Here is a 16,536-nt window from a genome sequence, read left to right on the forward strand (position 1 = left end):
GGCCGGCGGGGTGGAAAACTTGAATCAGGCGACCTGGCTGCTGGGCGCCCCGTCGAGCAGATGCCGCAGCAACGCCCGGTAGGCGATGACGCCGCGACTGTTCACCTCGTGGCGCGACGGCACCTGCCCGGAACGACTGGCGTCGCGCAGCCGCGTATCGATGGGAATGAAGGCCTGCCACAGCTGCGCCGGATAGGTGCTGCGCAGCACCTTGAGCGTACCGATGGAGGCCTGGGTACGGCGGTCGAACAGGGTCGGCACTATGGTGTAGGGCAGCGCCTGCTTGCGCGAGCGGTTGATCATGGTCAGGGTGTTGACCATGCGCTCGAGTCCCTTGAGCGCGAGGAATTCGGTCTGGGTCGGAATCACCAGATGCTGACTGGCCGCCAGGGCATTGACCATCAGCACGCCGAGCAACGGCGGACTGTCGATTAGCACATGATCGAAGTCGTTCCACAGCTGTGCCAGGCTCTTGGAGATCACCAGGCCCAAGCCGCTCTGGCCGGGCGACTGACGTTCCAGGGTAGCCAGCGCCGTGCTGGACGGCAGCATCGACAGCTGCGGATGACTGGTGGGCAGCAGCAGCCGCTTCGGTAGGCCCTCCGGAACCTGACCACCGTGCTGGAACAGGTCGAACGCGCTGTGTTCGAGGCTGTCCGGATCCTGACCGAAATAGCTCGTCAGGGAGCCGTGGGGATCGAGATCCACCAGCAGGACGCGCTTGCCTTCATCGCCGAGCAACCCGGCGAGGGCAACGGTGGTGGTGGTCTTGCCCACCCCACCCTTCTGATTGGCGACAGCCCAGACTCTCATGTGCAGACTTCCTCCCGACGACACGACCAGCCGGGTCAAGGTGCCGGCTTGGTAGCCGGCGACGAAGATTTGACAGGCGCCACCCCGGGCGCCGGTTCTCCAGGCGATGCTGCAGATTGTGTGCCAGTCGACGAATTTTGCAAGGTGCTCTGTGGCCGGAACAGGTCGAGATTGCGCGAAATCAGCAGAACCACGCGCCGATTGCGGGCGCGATTGACGTCGCTGGTGTTGTCGACCACCGGTTGATAGGCGCCATAGCCCACTACAGCCAGGCGCTGCGGCGCGATGCCGTTACCGATCAGCAGCCGCACGATACTGGCCGCCCGCGCCGCGGACAGTTCCCAGTTGGTGGGATACAGCGCCGTGCTGATGGGGCGGTCGTCCGTATAGCCCTGTACCTGGATCGGATTCTTGAACGGCGCCAGAATCTTGGCCACCTTCTCCATGAGGCCGAAGGCGGGATTGCTCGGCAGGGAGTCGCCGCTGGCGAACAGCAAATTGGAGCTGAGTTCGATCTCCAGCCACATCTCACTGGCCTTGATGTTCAACTGGTCGCCGGCGATGAGATCGCCGAAGGTGGCGCGCACACTGTCGGCGATCTGCTGCAGCGGGTCGCTGGGGGTGCCCCTGGCCGGCTGAGCGGCACTGGCGTCCATCACCGTCGGTGTCACGCCCGCGGGACGCTGATCGCCGAGGGGAATGGGTTTGAGCGAGCGCTCCGGCTGACTGAAGATGCCCGACAGGCTGTCCGAAAGCACCTTGTACTTGCTTTCGTTCAAGGAAGAGATGGAATACATCACCACGAAAAAGGCGAACAGCAGGGTAATGAAGTCCGCGTAGGAGACCAGCCAGCGTTCGTGGTTCTCGTGTTCTTCGGGACGGCGGCGGCGACGAGGCATGCGGCGTCCTCCTAGTCCAGAAAACCTTGCAGCTTCATTTCAATGGAGCGGGGATTCTCACCCTCGCCGATGGACATCAGCCCTTCCAGCAGCATTTCCCGGTAGCGGGACTGTTGCTGGGCCAGCGCCTTGAGCTTGTTGCCGACCGGCAGCAACAGCAGGTTGGCGAAGCCGACACCATAGATGGTGGCGACGAAGGCCACGGCGATGCCGCTGCCCAGCTGGGAGGGATCGGCGAGATTCTGCATGACATGGATCAGACCCATCACCGCGCCGATGATCCCGACCGTGGGTGCATAGCCACCCATGGCTTCATAAACCTTGGCGGCAGCGATGTCGCGATCTTCCTGGCCGTAGAGATCCACCTCGAGGATGCTGCGCAGGGCCTCGGGCTCGGTGCCGTCCACCAGCAGCTGCAGGCCCTTGGCGGCATAGGGATCGGCTTCGCGAGCGACCAGGGGTTCGAGACCCAGCAAGCCTTCCTTGCGCGCAACGTTGCTCCAGTTGACCACCTTGCGGATGCCGCCAACGAGGTCCAGCCGTGGCGGTACGAACACCCAGGCCAGCATGGTGAGGGCCCGGCGCAGTACCGGCAGGCGGGTCTGCAACAGGACGGCACCGAGAGTGCCGCCGACCACGATCAGCGCCGCCGGAGCGTTGGCCAGGGCGGTAAAGGAACCGCCCTCCAGCAGGTTGCCACCCATGATGGCGGTAAAGGCCAGCAGGATGCCGATGAGACTGAGAACGTCCACGCTCAATGCCCTTCTGGCCAGCGAACGCCTGCCGTCACGAACAGGCCTCGGTCAGGTGTCTGCCGATGTCGTCCAGGCCATAGATGGCGTCGGCCAGATTGGCCTTGGCGATGGCCATGGGCATGCCGTAGATGACGCAGCTGGCTTCGTCCTGGGCCCACACCTGGCTGCCGACCTGCTTGAGCATCCGCGCGCCTTCGCGGCCGTCGGCGCCCATGCCGGTCAGGACCACCGCCAGCACCTTGTCGGCATAGGCCTTGGCCGCGGAGCCAAAGGTCACGTCGACGCAAGGTTTATAGTTGAGGCGCTCGTCGCCCGGCAGGATCTTCACCGTGCCGCGGCCGTCCACCATCATCTGCTTGCCACCGGGTGCCAGCAGAGCCAGTCCCGGACGCAACTGGTCGCCGTCCTCGGCTTCCTTGACGCTGATGCGACAGAGCTTGTCCAGGCGCTCGGCGAAGGCCTTGGTGAAGGCCGCCGGCATGTGCTGGATCAGCACCAGCGGTGCCGGGAAATTGGCTGGCAGCTGGGTAAGCACCCGCTGCAGAGCGACCGGGCCGCCGGTGGAGGTGCCGATGGCCACCAGGCGATAGTGCTTGCGCTTGGGCGGCGGCGAAGCCGGAGCCGTGGCTGCATGACTGGCAGGAGCGCTGCTGGGCGCCACCGGACGCGCCGCCGGGCGAGCGGTGGCCGGCGCGGTCGCGGTACTCGCGGGCGTAGCCGGCGCGACGCTGGGGGCCACGGCGAAGCGCCGGTTGGAACGGGCGATATGGTGGATCTTCTCGCACAGCAGCTTTTGCACACTGGCGGGATTGCGCGAGATGTCCTCGAAATTCTTCGGTAGGAAGTCGACCGCGCCAGCATCCAGGGCATCCAGGGTGACCCGGGCGCCTTCATGGGTGAGCGAGGAGAACATCAGCACCGGGGTCGGGCACTTCTGCATGATGTGGCGGACCGCGGTAATGCCGTCCATCATCGGCATCTCGTAGTCCATGGTGATGACATCGGGTCGCAGCGCCAGGGCCTGGTCGACCCCTTCGCGCCCGTTGCTGGCCGTGCCCACCACCGAGATGTTGGGATCGGCCGCCAGGATTTCCTTGAGCCGACGCCGGAAGAAGCCGGAATCGTCCACCACCAGTACTTTTACCGGCATACGTTGAAACTCCTAACTGGGGCGGCGCAGGCCGCCCGATGGCGCCAGGCCCAGGGCCCGACGCCGCTCGTATCGGGCCGACTCAGAGTCCGCGACGGGCGTAGCGCTTGAGCATGCTGGGCACATCGAGGATGAGCGCGATGCGCCCGTCGCCGGTGATGGTCGCTCCGGACATGCCGGGCGTTCCCTGCAGCATCTTGCCGAGTGGCTTGATGACCACCTCTTCCTGGCCCACCAGCTGATCGACCACGAAGCCGATGCGCTGGGTGCCCACCGAGAGGATCACCACATGCCCTTCCCCCTGCTCCACATGGGCCGCATTGGGCACCAGCCAGCGCTTGAGGTAGAACAGCGGCAGCGCCTTGTCGCGCACCACCACCACTTCCTGGCCGTCCACCACGTTGGTGCGGGACAGGTCGAGGTGGAAAATCTCGTTGACGTTGACCAGCGGGAAGGCGAAGGCCTGGTTGCCCAGCATCACCATCAGCGTCGGCATGATCGCCAGGGTCAGGGGCACCTTGATGACGATCTTGGAGCCCTGGCCCTTGGTCGAGTAGACGTTCAGGGTGCCGTTGAGCTGGCTGATCTTGGTCTTGACCACGTCCATGCCCACGCCACGACCGGAGATGTCGGAGATCTCGGCCTTGGTGGAGAAACCCGGGGCGAAGATCAGGTTGAAGCACTCGGTCTCGGTCAGGCGATCGGCCGCGTCGCGGTCGAGCAGGCCTTTTTCCACGGCCTTGTTGCGCAGCAGATCCGCGTCCATGCCCTTGCCGTCATCGGAGATCGACAGGAGGATATGGTCGCCTTCCTGCTCGGCGGAGAGCACTACACGCCCCGCGCGGGACTTGCCGTTCTCTTCACGTTCGGCCGGTCCTTCGATGCCGTGGTCGACCGCGTTGCGCACCAAGTGCACCAGCGGATCGGCCAGGGCCTCGACGAGGTTCTTGTCCAGGTCGGTTTCTTCGCCGACCAGCTCCAGATTGATCTCTTTCTTCAGGCTGCGCGCCAGATCGCGGACCAGGCGCGGGAAGCGGCCGAAGACCTTCTTGATCGGCTGCATCCGCGTCTTCATGACCGAGGTCTGCAGATCGGCGGTGACCACGTCGAGATTGGACACGGCCTTGGCCATGGCCTCGTCGCCGCTGTTCAGGCCCAGACGCACCAGGCGGTTACGCACCAGTACCAGCTCGCCGACCATGTTCATGATCTCGTCCAGCCGTGCGGTATCGACCCGCACGGTGGTCTCCGCCTCGCTGGTGGGACGTTCGGCGGGCGCTGCCGCTGCCGGCTTGGGCACCGCGGCCTCGGCAACCGGAGCCGGTTTCGGCGCGGGTGCAGGTGCAGGTGCAGGCTGAGGCGCAGCTACCGGTGCCGGCGCAGCAGCAGGTGCGGCTACAGTGTCGGCAGCTGCCGCGGGACCACTGAATCTGCCCTTGCCGTGCAATTCGTCGAGCAGGGATTCGAATTCGTCGTCGGTGATCTCGTCACCACCCGCCGCCGCCGCCGCCGGAGCCGCTGCAGCCGGTGCCGCAGCCTTGTTCGCGACGAACTTGCCCTTGCCGTGCAATTCGTCCAGCAGGGCCTCGAATTCATCGTCGGTGATGTCATCACCGCTTGCGGCAACGGCAGCAGGCGCTGCGGCAGCAACCGGCGCGTCATGGAACTTGCCCTTGCCGTGCAACTGATCAAGCAGGGCTTCGAATTCGTCATCGGTGATGTCGTCGCCACCGACGGTCGCAGGCGCTGCCGCTGCCGCACTCGGCTCACTACCCAGGGCATCGAGCAGATTCTGGAAATCGGCATCGCTCAATTCCGGCTCGGCAGCTGCAGCAGCAGCGGCGGGCGCCGGTGCCGCGACCACCGGAGTGGCAGCTACGGGCGCAGCCGCTACCGGCGCCGGTTCGCTGCCGGCCGGATCGGCCAGGCGGGCCAGCGCCGCCAGCAACTCGGGCGAGGCCGGGGTCGGCTCTTCGCGTTCCCGAACCTGACCAAACATCTCATTGACGGAATCCAGCGCCTGCAGCACCACATCCATCAGTTCGGCATCCACGCGGCGTTCGCCCTTGCGCAGGATGTCGAAAACGTTTTCCGCGATATGACAGCACTCGACCAGGGTATGGAGCTGCAGGAAACCGGCACCGCCCTTTACGGTATGGAAGCCACGAAAAATGGCGTTCAGCAGATCCATGTCATCCGGACGGCTTTCCAGCTCGACCAATTGTTCCGACAACTGTTCGAGAATCTCGCCGGCCTCTACCAGGAAATCCTGGAGGATCTCTTCATCGGCGTCGAAGCTCATTCCTGCACTCCCCAAGAGGGTCTGGGTCAGAAGCCCAGACTGGATAGAAGATCGTCGACGTCGACCTGAGCGGCCACGACGTCTTCACGCTTATCGGCATGAATCTGCGGACCTTCACCCTTCATCGTCTTTTCTTTTCGATTCTGTTCGATCAGCGCGCTGTGATCGTGACTGAAGCCGGTATAGCGATCGACCTGGCTGGCCATCATCACCAGCTTGACGAGGTCTTTCTCGATCTGCCCGACGAGATTGACCACGCGCTTGATCACCTGACCGGTAAGGTCCTGGTAGTCCTGCGCCAGGAGGATGTCGTTGAGCTTGGCCGACAGTTGTTCGGCGCTGCTCTCGCTGTGGCTGAGGAAGGCATCGACGCGCTTGGCCAGCTCGCGGAATTCGTCCGCGCCCATTTCCCGGCGCATGAACTTCTTCCAGTCGGCATGCACGGCACGGGCTTCGTCGCCGAAGTTGCCCACCAGGGGCGCGCTCTCCTCCACCAGATCCATGGTCCGATTGGCGGCGTTCTCGGTCATCTTCACCACGTAGGAGAGACGATCGGTGGCATCGCTGATCTGGGAGACCTCTTCGCCGGCCATGCCGCGCGGATCGATCTCGAAGTTGACGATGGCGTTGTGCAACTCGCGGGTCAGCTTGCCGACTTCCTGGTAGAGCCCCCGGTCACGCAACTGGTTGAGTTCATTGATGACATGCACCGCCTGGGTGAAGTCGCCACTTTCCAGGCATTTCACCAGCTCCTGGGCGTGCTGTTTTAGATTCGACTCGAAGTCGCTGAAGCTGTTGGTGCCAAGCTGATCCATAACGTCCCCGCGGCTTTCTTCAGCCGTTCACCCGCTCGAAGATCTTGTCGATCTTTTCTTTCAGCACCTGGGCGGTGAAAGGCTTGACCACATAGCCATTCACGCCGGCCTGAGCGGCTTCGATGATCTGCTCACGCTTGGCCTCGGCGGTCACCATCAGCACCGGTAGGGTCTTCAGGCGCGCGTCGGCGCGTACCTGGCGCAGCAGGTCGATGCCGGTCATGCCGGGCATGTTCCAGTCGGTGACGAGAAAATCGAAGTTGCCGCTCTGCAACATTGGCAGGGCGGTGTTGCCGTCGTCTGCTTCGGCGGTATTGGTGAATCCCAGATCGCGCAGCAAATTTTTGATGATGCGTCTCATCGTGGAAAAATCATCCACGATGAGGATTTTCATGTTCTTGTCCAAGTCGACCTCCGTCCTAATCCGCACACACGCCGCAAGGCGCGCCTAAGCAATCGTAGTAGCCTGAGTACCAGCCGGTTAACGCGAACGCCATTCCGCCAGCCGCGCCCGCAGGCGTGCCGCGCATTGACTGTGAAGTTGGCAGACGCGTGACTCGCTCACGCCCAGCACCTCGCCGATTTCCTTGAGGTTGAGTTCCTCGTCGTAATACAGCGAGAGCACCAGACGTTCACGCTCCGGAAGATTGGCGATGGCGTCGGCCAGGGCCTTGCGGAAGCGCTCGTCTTCCAGACCGCGACCGGGTTCGAGTTCATGCGAACCGCTCTCCTCGAGCCCATGCTCACCACCCTCCATGAGGTCGTCGAAACTGAACAGGCGACTCCCCATGGTGTCGCCAAGGATGCCGTAGTACTCATCCAGACTCAATTTAAGTTCGGCCGCGACTTCGGAATCTTTAGCGTCGCGACCCGTGCGCGCTTCCACGGCGCGAATGGCGTCGGTGACCATGCGCGTGTTGCGGTGCACCGAGCGCGGCGCCCAGTCGCCCTTGCGGACCTCGTCGAGCATGGCGCCGCGGATGCGGATGCCGGCGTAGGTCTCGAAGCTGGCGCCCTTGCCGGCGTCATATTTGCGCGAGGCCTCCAGCAGACCGATCATGCCGGCCTGCATCAGGTCCTCGACCTGCACGCTGGCCGGCAGACGCGCCAGGAGGTGGTAGGCGATGCGTTTCACCAACGGCGCGTAGCGGTTGATGAGTTGCTCCTGCTGGGTACGTTCCGAGGTTTTGCTGTACATGCGAAGCCCGCTGGATGCTGTCATGCGTGGGTACCGATGGCTGGTTGCACAAGGCGCTCGACAAAGAACTCGAGATGGCCGCGCGGATTGGCGGGCAACGGCCAGCCATCGACTCTCTGAGCTACCGCACGGAAGGCCAGCGAGGCCTTGGCACGCGGAAAGGCTTCGAACACGGGGCGCTGTTTCTGTACGGCTTTGCGCACCGCCTCGTCGAACGGAATGGCGCCCACATACTGCAGGGCGACATCCAGGAATCTGTCGGTCACCTTGGTCAGCTTAGCAAAGAGATTGCGACCTTCCTGGGGCGTCAGCGCCATGTTCGCCAGAACCCGGAAACGGGTGACGCCATGGTCGCGATTGAGCAGCTTGATCAGGGCGTAGGCATCGGTGATGGAGGTGGGCTCGTCGCACACCACCACCAGGACTTCCTGGGCGGCGCGAACGAAGCTGACCACCTGGTCGCCGATGCCGGCAGCGGTATCGACGATGAGCACATCGAGGTTCTCGCTGATGTCGCTGAAGGCCTGGATCAGACCGGCGTGCTGGGCCGGCGTCAGATTGACCATCGCCTGGGTGCCCGAGGCCGCCGGAACGATGCGGATGCCGCCCGGGCCGTGCAGCAGCACGTCGCGCAGCTCGCACTCGCCGGAGATGACGTCGGCCAGGGTGCGCTTGGGCGACAGGCCGAGCAGAACGTCGATGTTGGCGAGGCCCAGGTCGGCGTCGAGCAGCATGACGCGCCGCCCGATATCGGCCAGGGCCAAGGCCAGGTTGACCGACACATTGGTCTTGCCGACACCGCCTTTACCGCCCGTGACCGCTATGACTTGGACGGGATGCATGCTACCCATTGCCTGATACCTTTGATTGAAATCCGTCACACTTTAGACTAAGTGCATTTGGCGTGCCCAGGCATGCAATGCACCACTACCGTTCGTCTGCGCTAACCGGCGCGGCGGGCATTGCCTTGATACAGGCCGGCAAGCATGCCGGCCATGGTTTCTTCGCTCGGCTCCTCGGAGGCCTGCAGGCTCACCGCACGGCTCACCAGCTGATGGCTGCGGGCCGGATGCAGGTCGTCCGGGATACGCGGGCCGTCGGCGATATAGGCCACCGGCAGACGCTGGCTGATGGCCAGGCCCAGGGCTTCGCCGAGGCTGGCGGCTTCGTCCAGCTTGGTCAGCACGCAGCCACTCAGGCCGCAGCGCCGATAGCTGTGGTAGGCCGCCTTGAGCACCTGGCTCTGGCTGGTGACACCCAGTACCAGATAATTGCGAATCTTCAACTGGCGGTTGGCCAGGGCTTCGAGCTGCACCTTGAGCGCCGGATCATTGGCGGGCATGCCCGCGGTGTCGATCAGTACCAGGCGCTTGCGCGCCAGGGGTGCCAGCGCCTGGGCCAGGGACTGGCCGGGATCGACCAGGGTGACCGGCACGTCGAGAATGCGGCCGAGGGTCTTGATCTGCTCCTGGGCACCGATGCGGAAGCTGTCCATGCTGACCAGCGCCAGACTCTGGGGGCCGTACTTGAGCACGTAGTTGGCGGCGAGCTTGGCCAGGGTGGTGGTCTTGCCCATGCCGGCCGGACCGACGAAGGCGACGACACCGCCCTCCTCCAGGATCTTGGCGTCGGTGGTCTTGGCCAGCTGGGCGAAATTGGCCAGCAGCATGCGCCAGGCATGCCGCGGGTCCTGGATCTTGGCGACGCTGTCGAGCAGGTGGCGAGCCAGATCGGCGGGCAGGCCCATGCGCTGCAGACGGCGCCAGAGGCCGGCCTGTTGCGGACGGGTGGACTGCACCTGGGTCCAGGCCATGGAACCGAGCTGGACTTCCAGCAGTTCACGCAGGCCGCTGAGTTCGCTGCGCATGGCTTCCAGGGCGCGGCGGTCTTCCGGCGCGGCGCTGGCGGCAGGGGCGGCGGCGGCCGGCTGAGGGGCACGTGGCGGGGCGATTACCGGCTCGCGACGGCTGTCGGCGGCGCTGATGGCGCCGAGCAGCTGCTTGTCCTTGGGTGCGGCCGAGGGCACGCCCGGCGCGCGGATGCTGAGGTCGGCATGGGCCTGGGCGATCTTCGCATGGGTCTTGCGCAACTCCGCCTGCAGCTCCGCGTTGGGCGCGGCTGGTGCCGGAGCCTGGTAGTCCAGCGCCGCGGTCAGCTCGACCCCGCCGGCGACCCGGCGGTTGCTGAGGATGGCGGCATCCGGGCCCAGCTCGTCGCGTACCAGCTTCATGGCTTGACGCATATCGGCAGCGAAGAAACGTTTGACTTGCATGATCTAGACCTCAGCCATTCTGGCCAACGGTAGCGACGATGGTGACCTGCTTGTTGTCCGGAATTTCCTGGTAGGCCAGAACACTCATGTTCGGTGCCGCCATCCGGGCGAAGCGGGACATCATCCCGCGGATCGCACCGGCCACCAGCAGCACCACTGGCTTACCCATCATTTCCTGACGCTGCGCTGCCTCGATAAGGGAACGCTGCAGTTTTTCAGCCATGCCAGGCTCGAGGAACATGCCGTCCTCAGCGCCTTGACCGGCCTTCTGCATACTACTTAGCAACATCTGTTCCAACCTTGGCTCAAGGGTGATAACAGGCAGCTCAGGCTCCATTCCCACGATGTTCTGGACGATAGCGCGCGACAGGGCGACCCGCACGGCACCAGCGATGGCGGCGGGATCTTGACTCCGCGGCCCGACGTTGGCGATGGCTTCGGCGATGGTACGGATGTCACGGACCGGCACCTGCTCCTGCAGCAACTGCTGGAGGATCTTGAGCAGGGTCGACAGGGAGACGATGCCGGGCACTAGCTCCTCGGCCAGCTTGGGCGAACTCTTGGCCAGCACCTGCAGCAATTGCTGGACTTCCTCGTGACCGATCAGCTCGTGGGCGTGCTTGAAGAGCACCTGGTTGAGGTGCGTGGCGACCACCGTGCTGGCATCGACCACGGTGTAGCCGAGGGATTGGGCCTGGTCGCGCTGGGTGACGTCGATCCAGACGGCCTCCAGACCGAATGCCGGATCCTTGGCGGCGACGCCGTTGAGGGAGCCGTAGACCTGACCGGGGTTGATGGCCAGTTCGCGATCCGGATAGATCTCGGCCTCGGCCACACTGACGCCCATCAAAGTCAGACGATAGGCGTTGGGCAGCAGGTCAAGGTTGTCGCGGATGTGCACCGACGGCATGAGGAAGCCGAGGTCCTGGGACAGCTTCTTGCGCACGCCCTTGATCCGCGCCAGCAGCTGGCCACCCTGGTTGCGATCGACCATGGGGATCAGCCGGTAGCCGACTTCCAGACCGACCATGTCCACCGGGGTCACGTCATCCCAGCCCAGCTCCTTGGCCTCGGCCGGACGCTGTACGGGGGCCAGGTCCTGCTGCTTCTTGGCTTCCACCTCGGCGGTCTGCTTGGCCTGGCGCTGGCGCTTGTAGATCAGCCAGGCACCGGCTGCGGCGCCACCGCCCAGGCCGAGGAACGGCAGGTGCGGCATGCCCGGGACCAGGCCCATGGCGATGATGATGAAGGCCGAGACTGCCAGCGCCTTGGGCGAGGCGAACATCTGACGATTGACCTGCTGGCCCATGTCTTCGGCCGAGGACACCCGGGTCACCATGATGGCAGCGGCGACCGACAGCAGCAGCGAAGGGACCTGGGCGACCAGGCCGTCACCGATGGTCAGCAGGGCGTAGATGCGCGCCGCTTCGCCGAACGGCAGACCGTGCTGGGCCATGCCGATGGCCATGCCGCCGATGAGGTTGATGAAGAGGATCAGCAGACCGGCGACGGCGTCACCGCGGACGAACTTGCTGGCACCGTCCATCGAACCGTAGAAGTCGGCCTCCTGGCCCACTTCGGTCCGACGCTTCTTGGCTTCGACCTGATCGATGATGCCGGCATTGAGGTCGGCGTCGATGGCCATCTGTTTGCCGGGCATGGCGTCCAGAGTGAAACGCGCCGACACCTCGGAGATACGGCCGGCACCCTTGGTCACCACCACGAAGTTGATGATCATGAGGATGGCGAACACCACCGCACCGACCACGTAGTTGCCGCCGACCACCACCTCGCCGAAGGCCTGGATGACCTTGCCCGCGGCATCGTGGCCGTCCTGGCCGTGCAGCAGCACGACGCGGCTCGAGGCCACGTTCAGCGCCAGGCGCAGCAGGGTCGACACCAGCAGGATGGTCGGGAAGACCGCGAAGTCCAGCGGCCGCAGGGCGTAGACGCTGACCAGCAGGACCACGATCGACAGGGCGATGTTGAAGGTGAACAGCACGTCCAGCAGGAACGGCGGCATCGGCAGCGTCATCATGGCGAGCATCGCCAGGACGGCCAGCGGCACGCCCAGGTTGCCGCGAGCCAGACCGCGCATGTTGCCCATCATCATGGATTTGTCGACTTTCACACCCATTCCTCGCTTGCCGGTGCCGGCGTCACGGAAAGTTGACGCAGCGCACTGTTCGCAGGGGCTTGAGCAAGCTCCGGGCCAACTGCTCAAGACCTTGAATCAGCGAGGTTTTCCCGGGGGTGATACAGGACTGGTTACGGATCGCCGGAATCGTCGGCTGAACCGCGGGCGGCGGCCATGAGTCTGTCTAGGGACCCGCGCTAGCGCGCCTATCCGAGGAACATCATCATGAGAATCTGGACCGCGACGCTGTTGGCTACCTGCCTGGTCGGAACCGCCCAGGCGGCCGAATCCCTGACGATCCCGCTGAACAAGGTCACGACCGACGGTGTGGGCGAAAGCGTCGGTAGCGTACAGGTGACCCGTTCCAAGTACGGCCTGGTCTTCACGCCCGATCTCAAGGGCCTGGAGCCCGGCATCCATGGCTTCCATGTCCATACCAAGCCCAACTGCGGCGCGGCCGAGGTGAATGGCACCCTGACCGCGGGTGGCGCCGCGGGCGGCCATCTGGATCCGCGCAACACCGGCAAGCACAGCGCGCCCTGGTCGGACGACGGCCACCTGGGCGAATTGCCGGCGCTCTATGTGACCGCCGACGGCCAGGCCACCCAGCCGGTGCTGGCGCCGCGCCTGAAGCGCCTCGAAGAGCTCAAGGGCCATGCACTGATGGTGCATGCCGGTGGCGACAACTATGCCGACCAGCCCAAGCCGCTGGGCGGTGGCGGCGCGCGCGTCGCCTGCGGCGTCATCAAGTAGGCGCCTTCCCCTCCTCATCCCGCCGCAGATCCGGCGGGATGGGTAGATCGGACAGCTTGGGCTTGCGCCCGCGTCCGGCGCGGAATTGCCTGAGCTGATAGACATAGGCCAGGACCTGGGCCACGGCGACGTAGAGACCGGCCGGAATCTCCTGGTCCACTTCGGTGGAGAAGTACACCGCCCGCGCCAGCCCCGGCGACTCCAGCAGCGAGACCTGATGCTGCTGGGCGATCTCGCGGATCTTCAACGCGGTGAAATCGCTGCCCTTGGCCACCAGCACCGGTGCCCCACCCTTGGCCGCATCGTACTTGAGCGCCACGGCGAAGTGGGTCGGGTTGGTGATGACCACATCGGCGTTGGGCACCTCGGCCATCATCCGCCGCTGCGCCATCTGCCGCTGCATCTGGCGAATCTTGCCCTTGACCTCGGGCTTGCCCTCGCTGTCCTTGTACTCGTCCTTGATCTCCTGCTTGGTCATCATCAGCTTCTTGCGATTGCTGAGGATCTGGAAGGGCACGTCCACCGCGGCGATGATCAGCAGCCCCAGGGCCAGCAGCAGGGTGGCATGCCCCACCACCTGCATGCTGTGCAGCAGCGCCTGCTCGGTCGGCAGCTTGGCGATCTGCAGCAGCGCCGTGCGTTCGCTCATCAGCACCATCACCGACACGCCCAGGATGATGAAGAACTTGCCCAGCGCCTTGAGCAGTTCCACCAGGGAATGCTTGGAAAACATCCGGGCAATGCCGGACATGGGATTCATCCGGCTCGGCTTGGGCGCCAGCACCTTGCCGGAAAACAGGAAGCCACCCAGGGCGATATGACCAATGATGGCGGCGATCACCACCAGGGCGATCATCGGCAGCATGCCGATCATCGCCGCCTTGCCCGAGGCCAGCAGGAAGGTGCCCATGAAGCGCTCGTCCATGACCTCTTCCCGACGCAGGGAGAAGTTGCTGCGCATCACCTCCAGCAGCTTGCCGCCGAGAAAGGCGCCATACATCAGCAGGCCGCCGACCCCCGAGAGCATGACCGCCACCGTACCGAGTTCGCGTGATCGCGGGAGCTGCCCCTCCTCCCGGGAATCACGCTTGCGTTTCTCTGTGGGGTCTTCTGTGCGGTCTTCGCCATCGGATTCAGCCATGCGGCATATCTCCTAGCGGGCTCGGGCGAGTTCGCGCAGCCACTGCAGCGCCTCGCTGGCGAGACTTTCATAGTGGGAGAGGATGTCGGCGGTGCCGAGCCAGACGATGACCATGCCCAGCACCACGATCAGCGGCATGCCGACGGAAAAGATGTTCAGCTGCGGTGCTGCGCGGGTCATGATGCCGAAGGCGATGTTGACCACCAGCAGCGCGGTGATGGCCGGCAGCACCAGCAGGATACCGGCGCCCAATACCCAGCCCAGCCGCCCGGCGACCTGCCAGAAGTGCTCGACACTCAGGGTATCCCCCACCGGCAAGGTGACGAAGCTTTCGGCGAGGATCTCGAACACCACCAGGTGGCCGTTCATGGCCAGGAACAGCAGCGTCACCAGCATGGTGAAGAACTGGCCCATCACCGGCGCCGAGGCGCCGTTGACCGGGTCGATCATGGACGCGAAGCTCAGGCCCGCCTGGGTCGAGATGATCTGCCCCGCCACCACGAAGACGTGGAAGAACAGCTGCAGGCTGAAGCCCATCACCGCGCCGATGAGGATCTGCTCGACGATCAGCGGCAAAGCCTGGGGGCTGATGGCATCCACCTGCGGCATCGGCGGCAGGGTCGGTACCAGCACCAGACTCAAGGCCAGGGCCAGATACATGCGCACCCGCACCGGGACCAGCGTGGTACCGATGATCGGCATGGTCATCAGCAGCGCGGCGATGCGAAACAGCGGAAACAGGAAGCTGCCGACCCAGCCGCCGATCTGGGCGTCGCTGAGGGCGAGCATGGGCTAGCCGATCAGCCGCGGGATGTTGGCGACCGAGGTCTGGATGAACTCCATCAGCTGTCTGACCATCCAGGGTCCCAGCACGATCAGCGTCAACAGGGTGACGATCAGCCGCGGCAGAAAGCTTAGGGTCTGTTCGTTGATCTGGGTCGCCGCCTGGAACACCGCCACGATCAGGCCAACGATCAGGCTGGGTACCACGAGCACGGCCACCAGCAGCGCGGTTAGCCAGAGGCCCTGGCGAAACAGATCGACGGCGACTTCAGGGGTCATTTCGCTTCTCCACGCAAAGGGGGCACCGCTAGACGGTGCCGAAGCTGCTGGCCAGGGTACCCATGATCAGCGCCCAGCCATCCACCAGCACGAACAGCATCAGCTTGAACGGCAGCGAGATGATCATGGGTGACAGCATCATCATGCCCATGGCCATCAGCACGCTGGCGATCACCAGGTCGATGACCAGGAAGGGAATAAAGATCATGAAGCCGATCTGGAAGGCGGTCTTGAGTTCGGAGGTGACGAAGGCCGGCACCAGGATCGACAAGGGCGCCTGATCGGCACTGGGAATGTCGGTGCGCTTGGACAGCCGCATGAACAGGTCCAGGTCCGATTGCCGGGTCTGCCCCAGCATGAAGTCCTTCATCGGCACCTGGGCGCGGGCGATGGCATCCTGGGCACTGAGTTGTTCGTTCAGGTAGGGCTGTACGGCGGTGGTATTGATGCGGTCGAACACCGGCGCCATGATGAACAGCGAGAGAAACAGCGCCATGCCCACCAGTACCTGGTTGGACGGCGTGGTCTGCAGACCCAGCGCCTGACGCAGAATGGCGAAGACGATGACGATGCGGGTGAAGCTGGTCATCAACATGACGAACGCTGGAATGAAGCTCAGCGCCGTCATGATCAGCAGGATCTGCAGGCTGACCGAGTACTCCTGCTGACCCTGGCCGTTGGTACTCAGCGTAATGGCCGGAATCGACAGCGGATTGGCCTGCCCGGCCTGCTGCGCCAGTGCAAGGGGCGCGAACAGCAGCACGGCCAGGCCCAGCAGCCAGCCCAGGGTGCGCCCCAGACCGGCCGGTAGACGCGAAGGAATCATGGTTTCGCCTTGGGATCGCGGCTGATGAGTTCCAGCAGGCGCTGGGCGAATTCCGGCGCCGGCGCCTCGGTCTCGCCGAGTCGCACCGGCTCGCGCAGGCTGTGCAGCGGCGTGATTCGTCCGCCAGCGACGCCGATCAGCAGCTGCTCCTGGCCGACCTGCACCAGCACCAGCCGTTCGCGCGGCCCCAGGTGCTGGGTGGAGATCACCTTGATCACCTGCTGGCCGCGTGACCCCTGCTGCTGCACCCGACGCACCAGCCAGGCCAGACCGAGGATCAGCGCGATCACCAGCAGCAGGCCGAGCAGCAGCTGACCGACCTGCGCCCCCACATCCAGCCCCGGCGAGGTGGCTTCGGCGGCACGCGCGGTCAGGGGCAGGAGACCCAGCGGCAGGAGCAGACTCTTCATGGA

17 protein-coding genes are annotated in these 16,536 nt (G+C 64.6%); 1 reads left to right on the forward strand and 16 read right to left on the reverse strand.

All coding sequences use genetic code 11. From position 1 onward, the window contains the following. Nucleotides 1–24: 24 nt before the first annotated feature. From QE444_RS18395 to flhA, 11 genes are all read right to left on the reverse strand, one after another. Complete coding sequence (locus QE444_RS18395; protein WP_208691981.1) at nt 25–813, reverse strand: ParA family protein; 789 nt, start codon at nt 811–813, stop codon at nt 25–27. A gap of 35 nt (nt 814–848) precedes the next feature. Further along, nucleotides 849–1,712 carry a flagellar motor protein MotD gene (gene motD, locus QE444_RS18400; RefSeq protein ID WP_273861477.1) on the reverse strand — a complete coding sequence of 288 codons (864 nt, stop codon included), beginning with the start codon at nt 1,710–1,712 and terminating at the stop codon, nt 849–851. An 11-nt stretch (nt 1,713–1,723) separates the two neighbouring features. Next, a complete protein-coding gene (locus QE444_RS18405) occupies nt 1,724–2,464 on the reverse strand; it encodes a flagellar motor protein (protein WP_133862381.1) in 741 nt (246 codons plus the stop codon). A 34-nt stretch (nt 2,465–2,498) separates the two neighbouring features. Next, a complete protein-coding gene (locus QE444_RS18410; RefSeq protein WP_133862382.1) occupies nt 2,499–3,617 on the reverse strand; it encodes a chemotaxis response regulator protein-glutamate methylesterase in 1,119 nt (372 codons plus the stop codon). 82 nt (nt 3,618–3,699) lie between these two features. After that, complete coding sequence (locus QE444_RS18415) at nt 3,700–5,919, reverse strand: chemotaxis protein CheA (RefSeq protein WP_309740679.1); 2,220 nt, start codon at nt 5,917–5,919, stop codon at nt 3,700–3,702. Between the two features lie 26 nt (nt 5,920–5,945). Then, entirely contained in the window at nt 5,946–6,734 is a 789-nt protein-coding gene (locus QE444_RS18420) for a protein phosphatase CheZ (protein WP_133862384.1), read from the reverse strand. 19 nt (nt 6,735–6,753) lie between these two features. Then, entirely contained in the window at nt 6,754–7,128 is a 375-nt protein-coding gene (locus QE444_RS18425; RefSeq protein WP_169853335.1) for a chemotaxis response regulator CheY, read from the reverse strand. Between the two features lie 87 nt (nt 7,129–7,215). Then, nucleotides 7,216–7,956 carry an RNA polymerase sigma factor FliA gene (gene fliA, locus QE444_RS18430; RefSeq protein ID WP_027597968.1) on the reverse strand — a complete coding sequence of 247 codons (741 nt, stop codon included), beginning with the start codon at nt 7,954–7,956 and terminating at the stop codon, nt 7,216–7,218. Then, a complete protein-coding gene (fleN, locus tag QE444_RS18435) occupies nt 7,953–8,783 on the reverse strand; it encodes a flagellar synthesis regulator FleN (protein WP_133862385.1) in 831 nt (276 codons plus the stop codon). The genes fliA and fleN overlap by 4 nt, the downstream gene beginning before the upstream one ends. Before the next feature lie 92 nt (nt 8,784–8,875). Further along, complete coding sequence (gene flhF / locus QE444_RS18440; RefSeq protein ID WP_273861474.1) at nt 8,876–10,204, reverse strand: flagellar biosynthesis protein FlhF; 1,329 nt, start codon at nt 10,202–10,204, stop codon at nt 8,876–8,878. A gap of 10 nt (nt 10,205–10,214) precedes the next feature. Continuing rightward, entirely contained in the window at nt 10,215–12,317 is a 2,103-nt protein-coding gene (gene flhA, locus QE444_RS18445) for a flagellar biosynthesis protein FlhA (RefSeq protein WP_252977320.1), read from the reverse strand. Between the two features lie 249 nt (nt 12,318–12,566). Here flhA and sodC point away from each other — a divergent pair, with 249 nt between their 5' ends. Further along, nucleotides 12,567–13,094: a superoxide dismutase family protein gene (sodC, locus tag QE444_RS18450; RefSeq protein WP_133862388.1), complete on the forward strand. Its 528-nt coding sequence runs from the start codon at nt 12,567–12,569 to the stop codon at nt 13,092–13,094. Here the strand turns inward: sodC and flhB are convergent. From flhB to fliO, 5 genes are read right to left on the reverse strand one after another with little or no spacing between them, the layout of a single operon-like run. Further along, nucleotides 13,087–14,235 carry a flagellar biosynthesis protein FlhB gene (gene flhB / locus QE444_RS18455; protein WP_309740687.1) on the reverse strand — a complete coding sequence of 383 codons (1,149 nt, stop codon included), beginning with the start codon at nt 14,233–14,235 and terminating at the stop codon, nt 13,087–13,089. The two genes, sodC and flhB, sit on opposite strands and share 8 nt — an antisense overlap. 12 nt (nt 14,236–14,247) lie before the next feature. After that, the gene (gene fliR / locus QE444_RS18460; RefSeq protein WP_158889354.1) at nt 14,248–15,024 is read right to left on the reverse strand and encodes a flagellar biosynthetic protein FliR; all 777 of its coding nucleotides are present in this window, start codon (nt 15,022–15,024) and stop codon (nt 14,248–14,250) included. Nucleotides 15,025–15,027: 3 nt separating this feature from the next. Continuing rightward, entirely contained in the window at nt 15,028–15,297 is a 270-nt protein-coding gene (gene fliQ / locus QE444_RS18465) for a flagellar biosynthesis protein FliQ (RefSeq protein ID WP_027597972.1), read from the reverse strand. 28 nt (nt 15,298–15,325) lie between these two features. Continuing rightward, the gene (gene fliP, locus QE444_RS18470) at nt 15,326–16,123 is read right to left on the reverse strand and encodes a flagellar type III secretion system pore protein FliP (protein WP_133862391.1); all 798 of its coding nucleotides are present in this window, start codon (nt 16,121–16,123) and stop codon (nt 15,326–15,328) included. Beyond that, nucleotides 16,120–16,533: a flagellar biosynthetic protein FliO gene (gene fliO / locus QE444_RS18475; protein WP_309740701.1), complete on the reverse strand. Its 414-nt coding sequence runs from the start codon at nt 16,531–16,533 to the stop codon at nt 16,120–16,122. Before fliO ends, fliP begins: the two co-directional genes overlap by 4 nt. Nucleotides 16,534–16,536: the final 3 nt, after the last annotated feature.

The organism is Pseudomonas sp. SORGH_AS_0199, from assembly GCF_031453735.1.
Lineage (GTDB): Bacteria > Pseudomonadota > Gammaproteobacteria > Pseudomonadales > Pseudomonadaceae > Chryseomonas > Chryseomonas aestiva.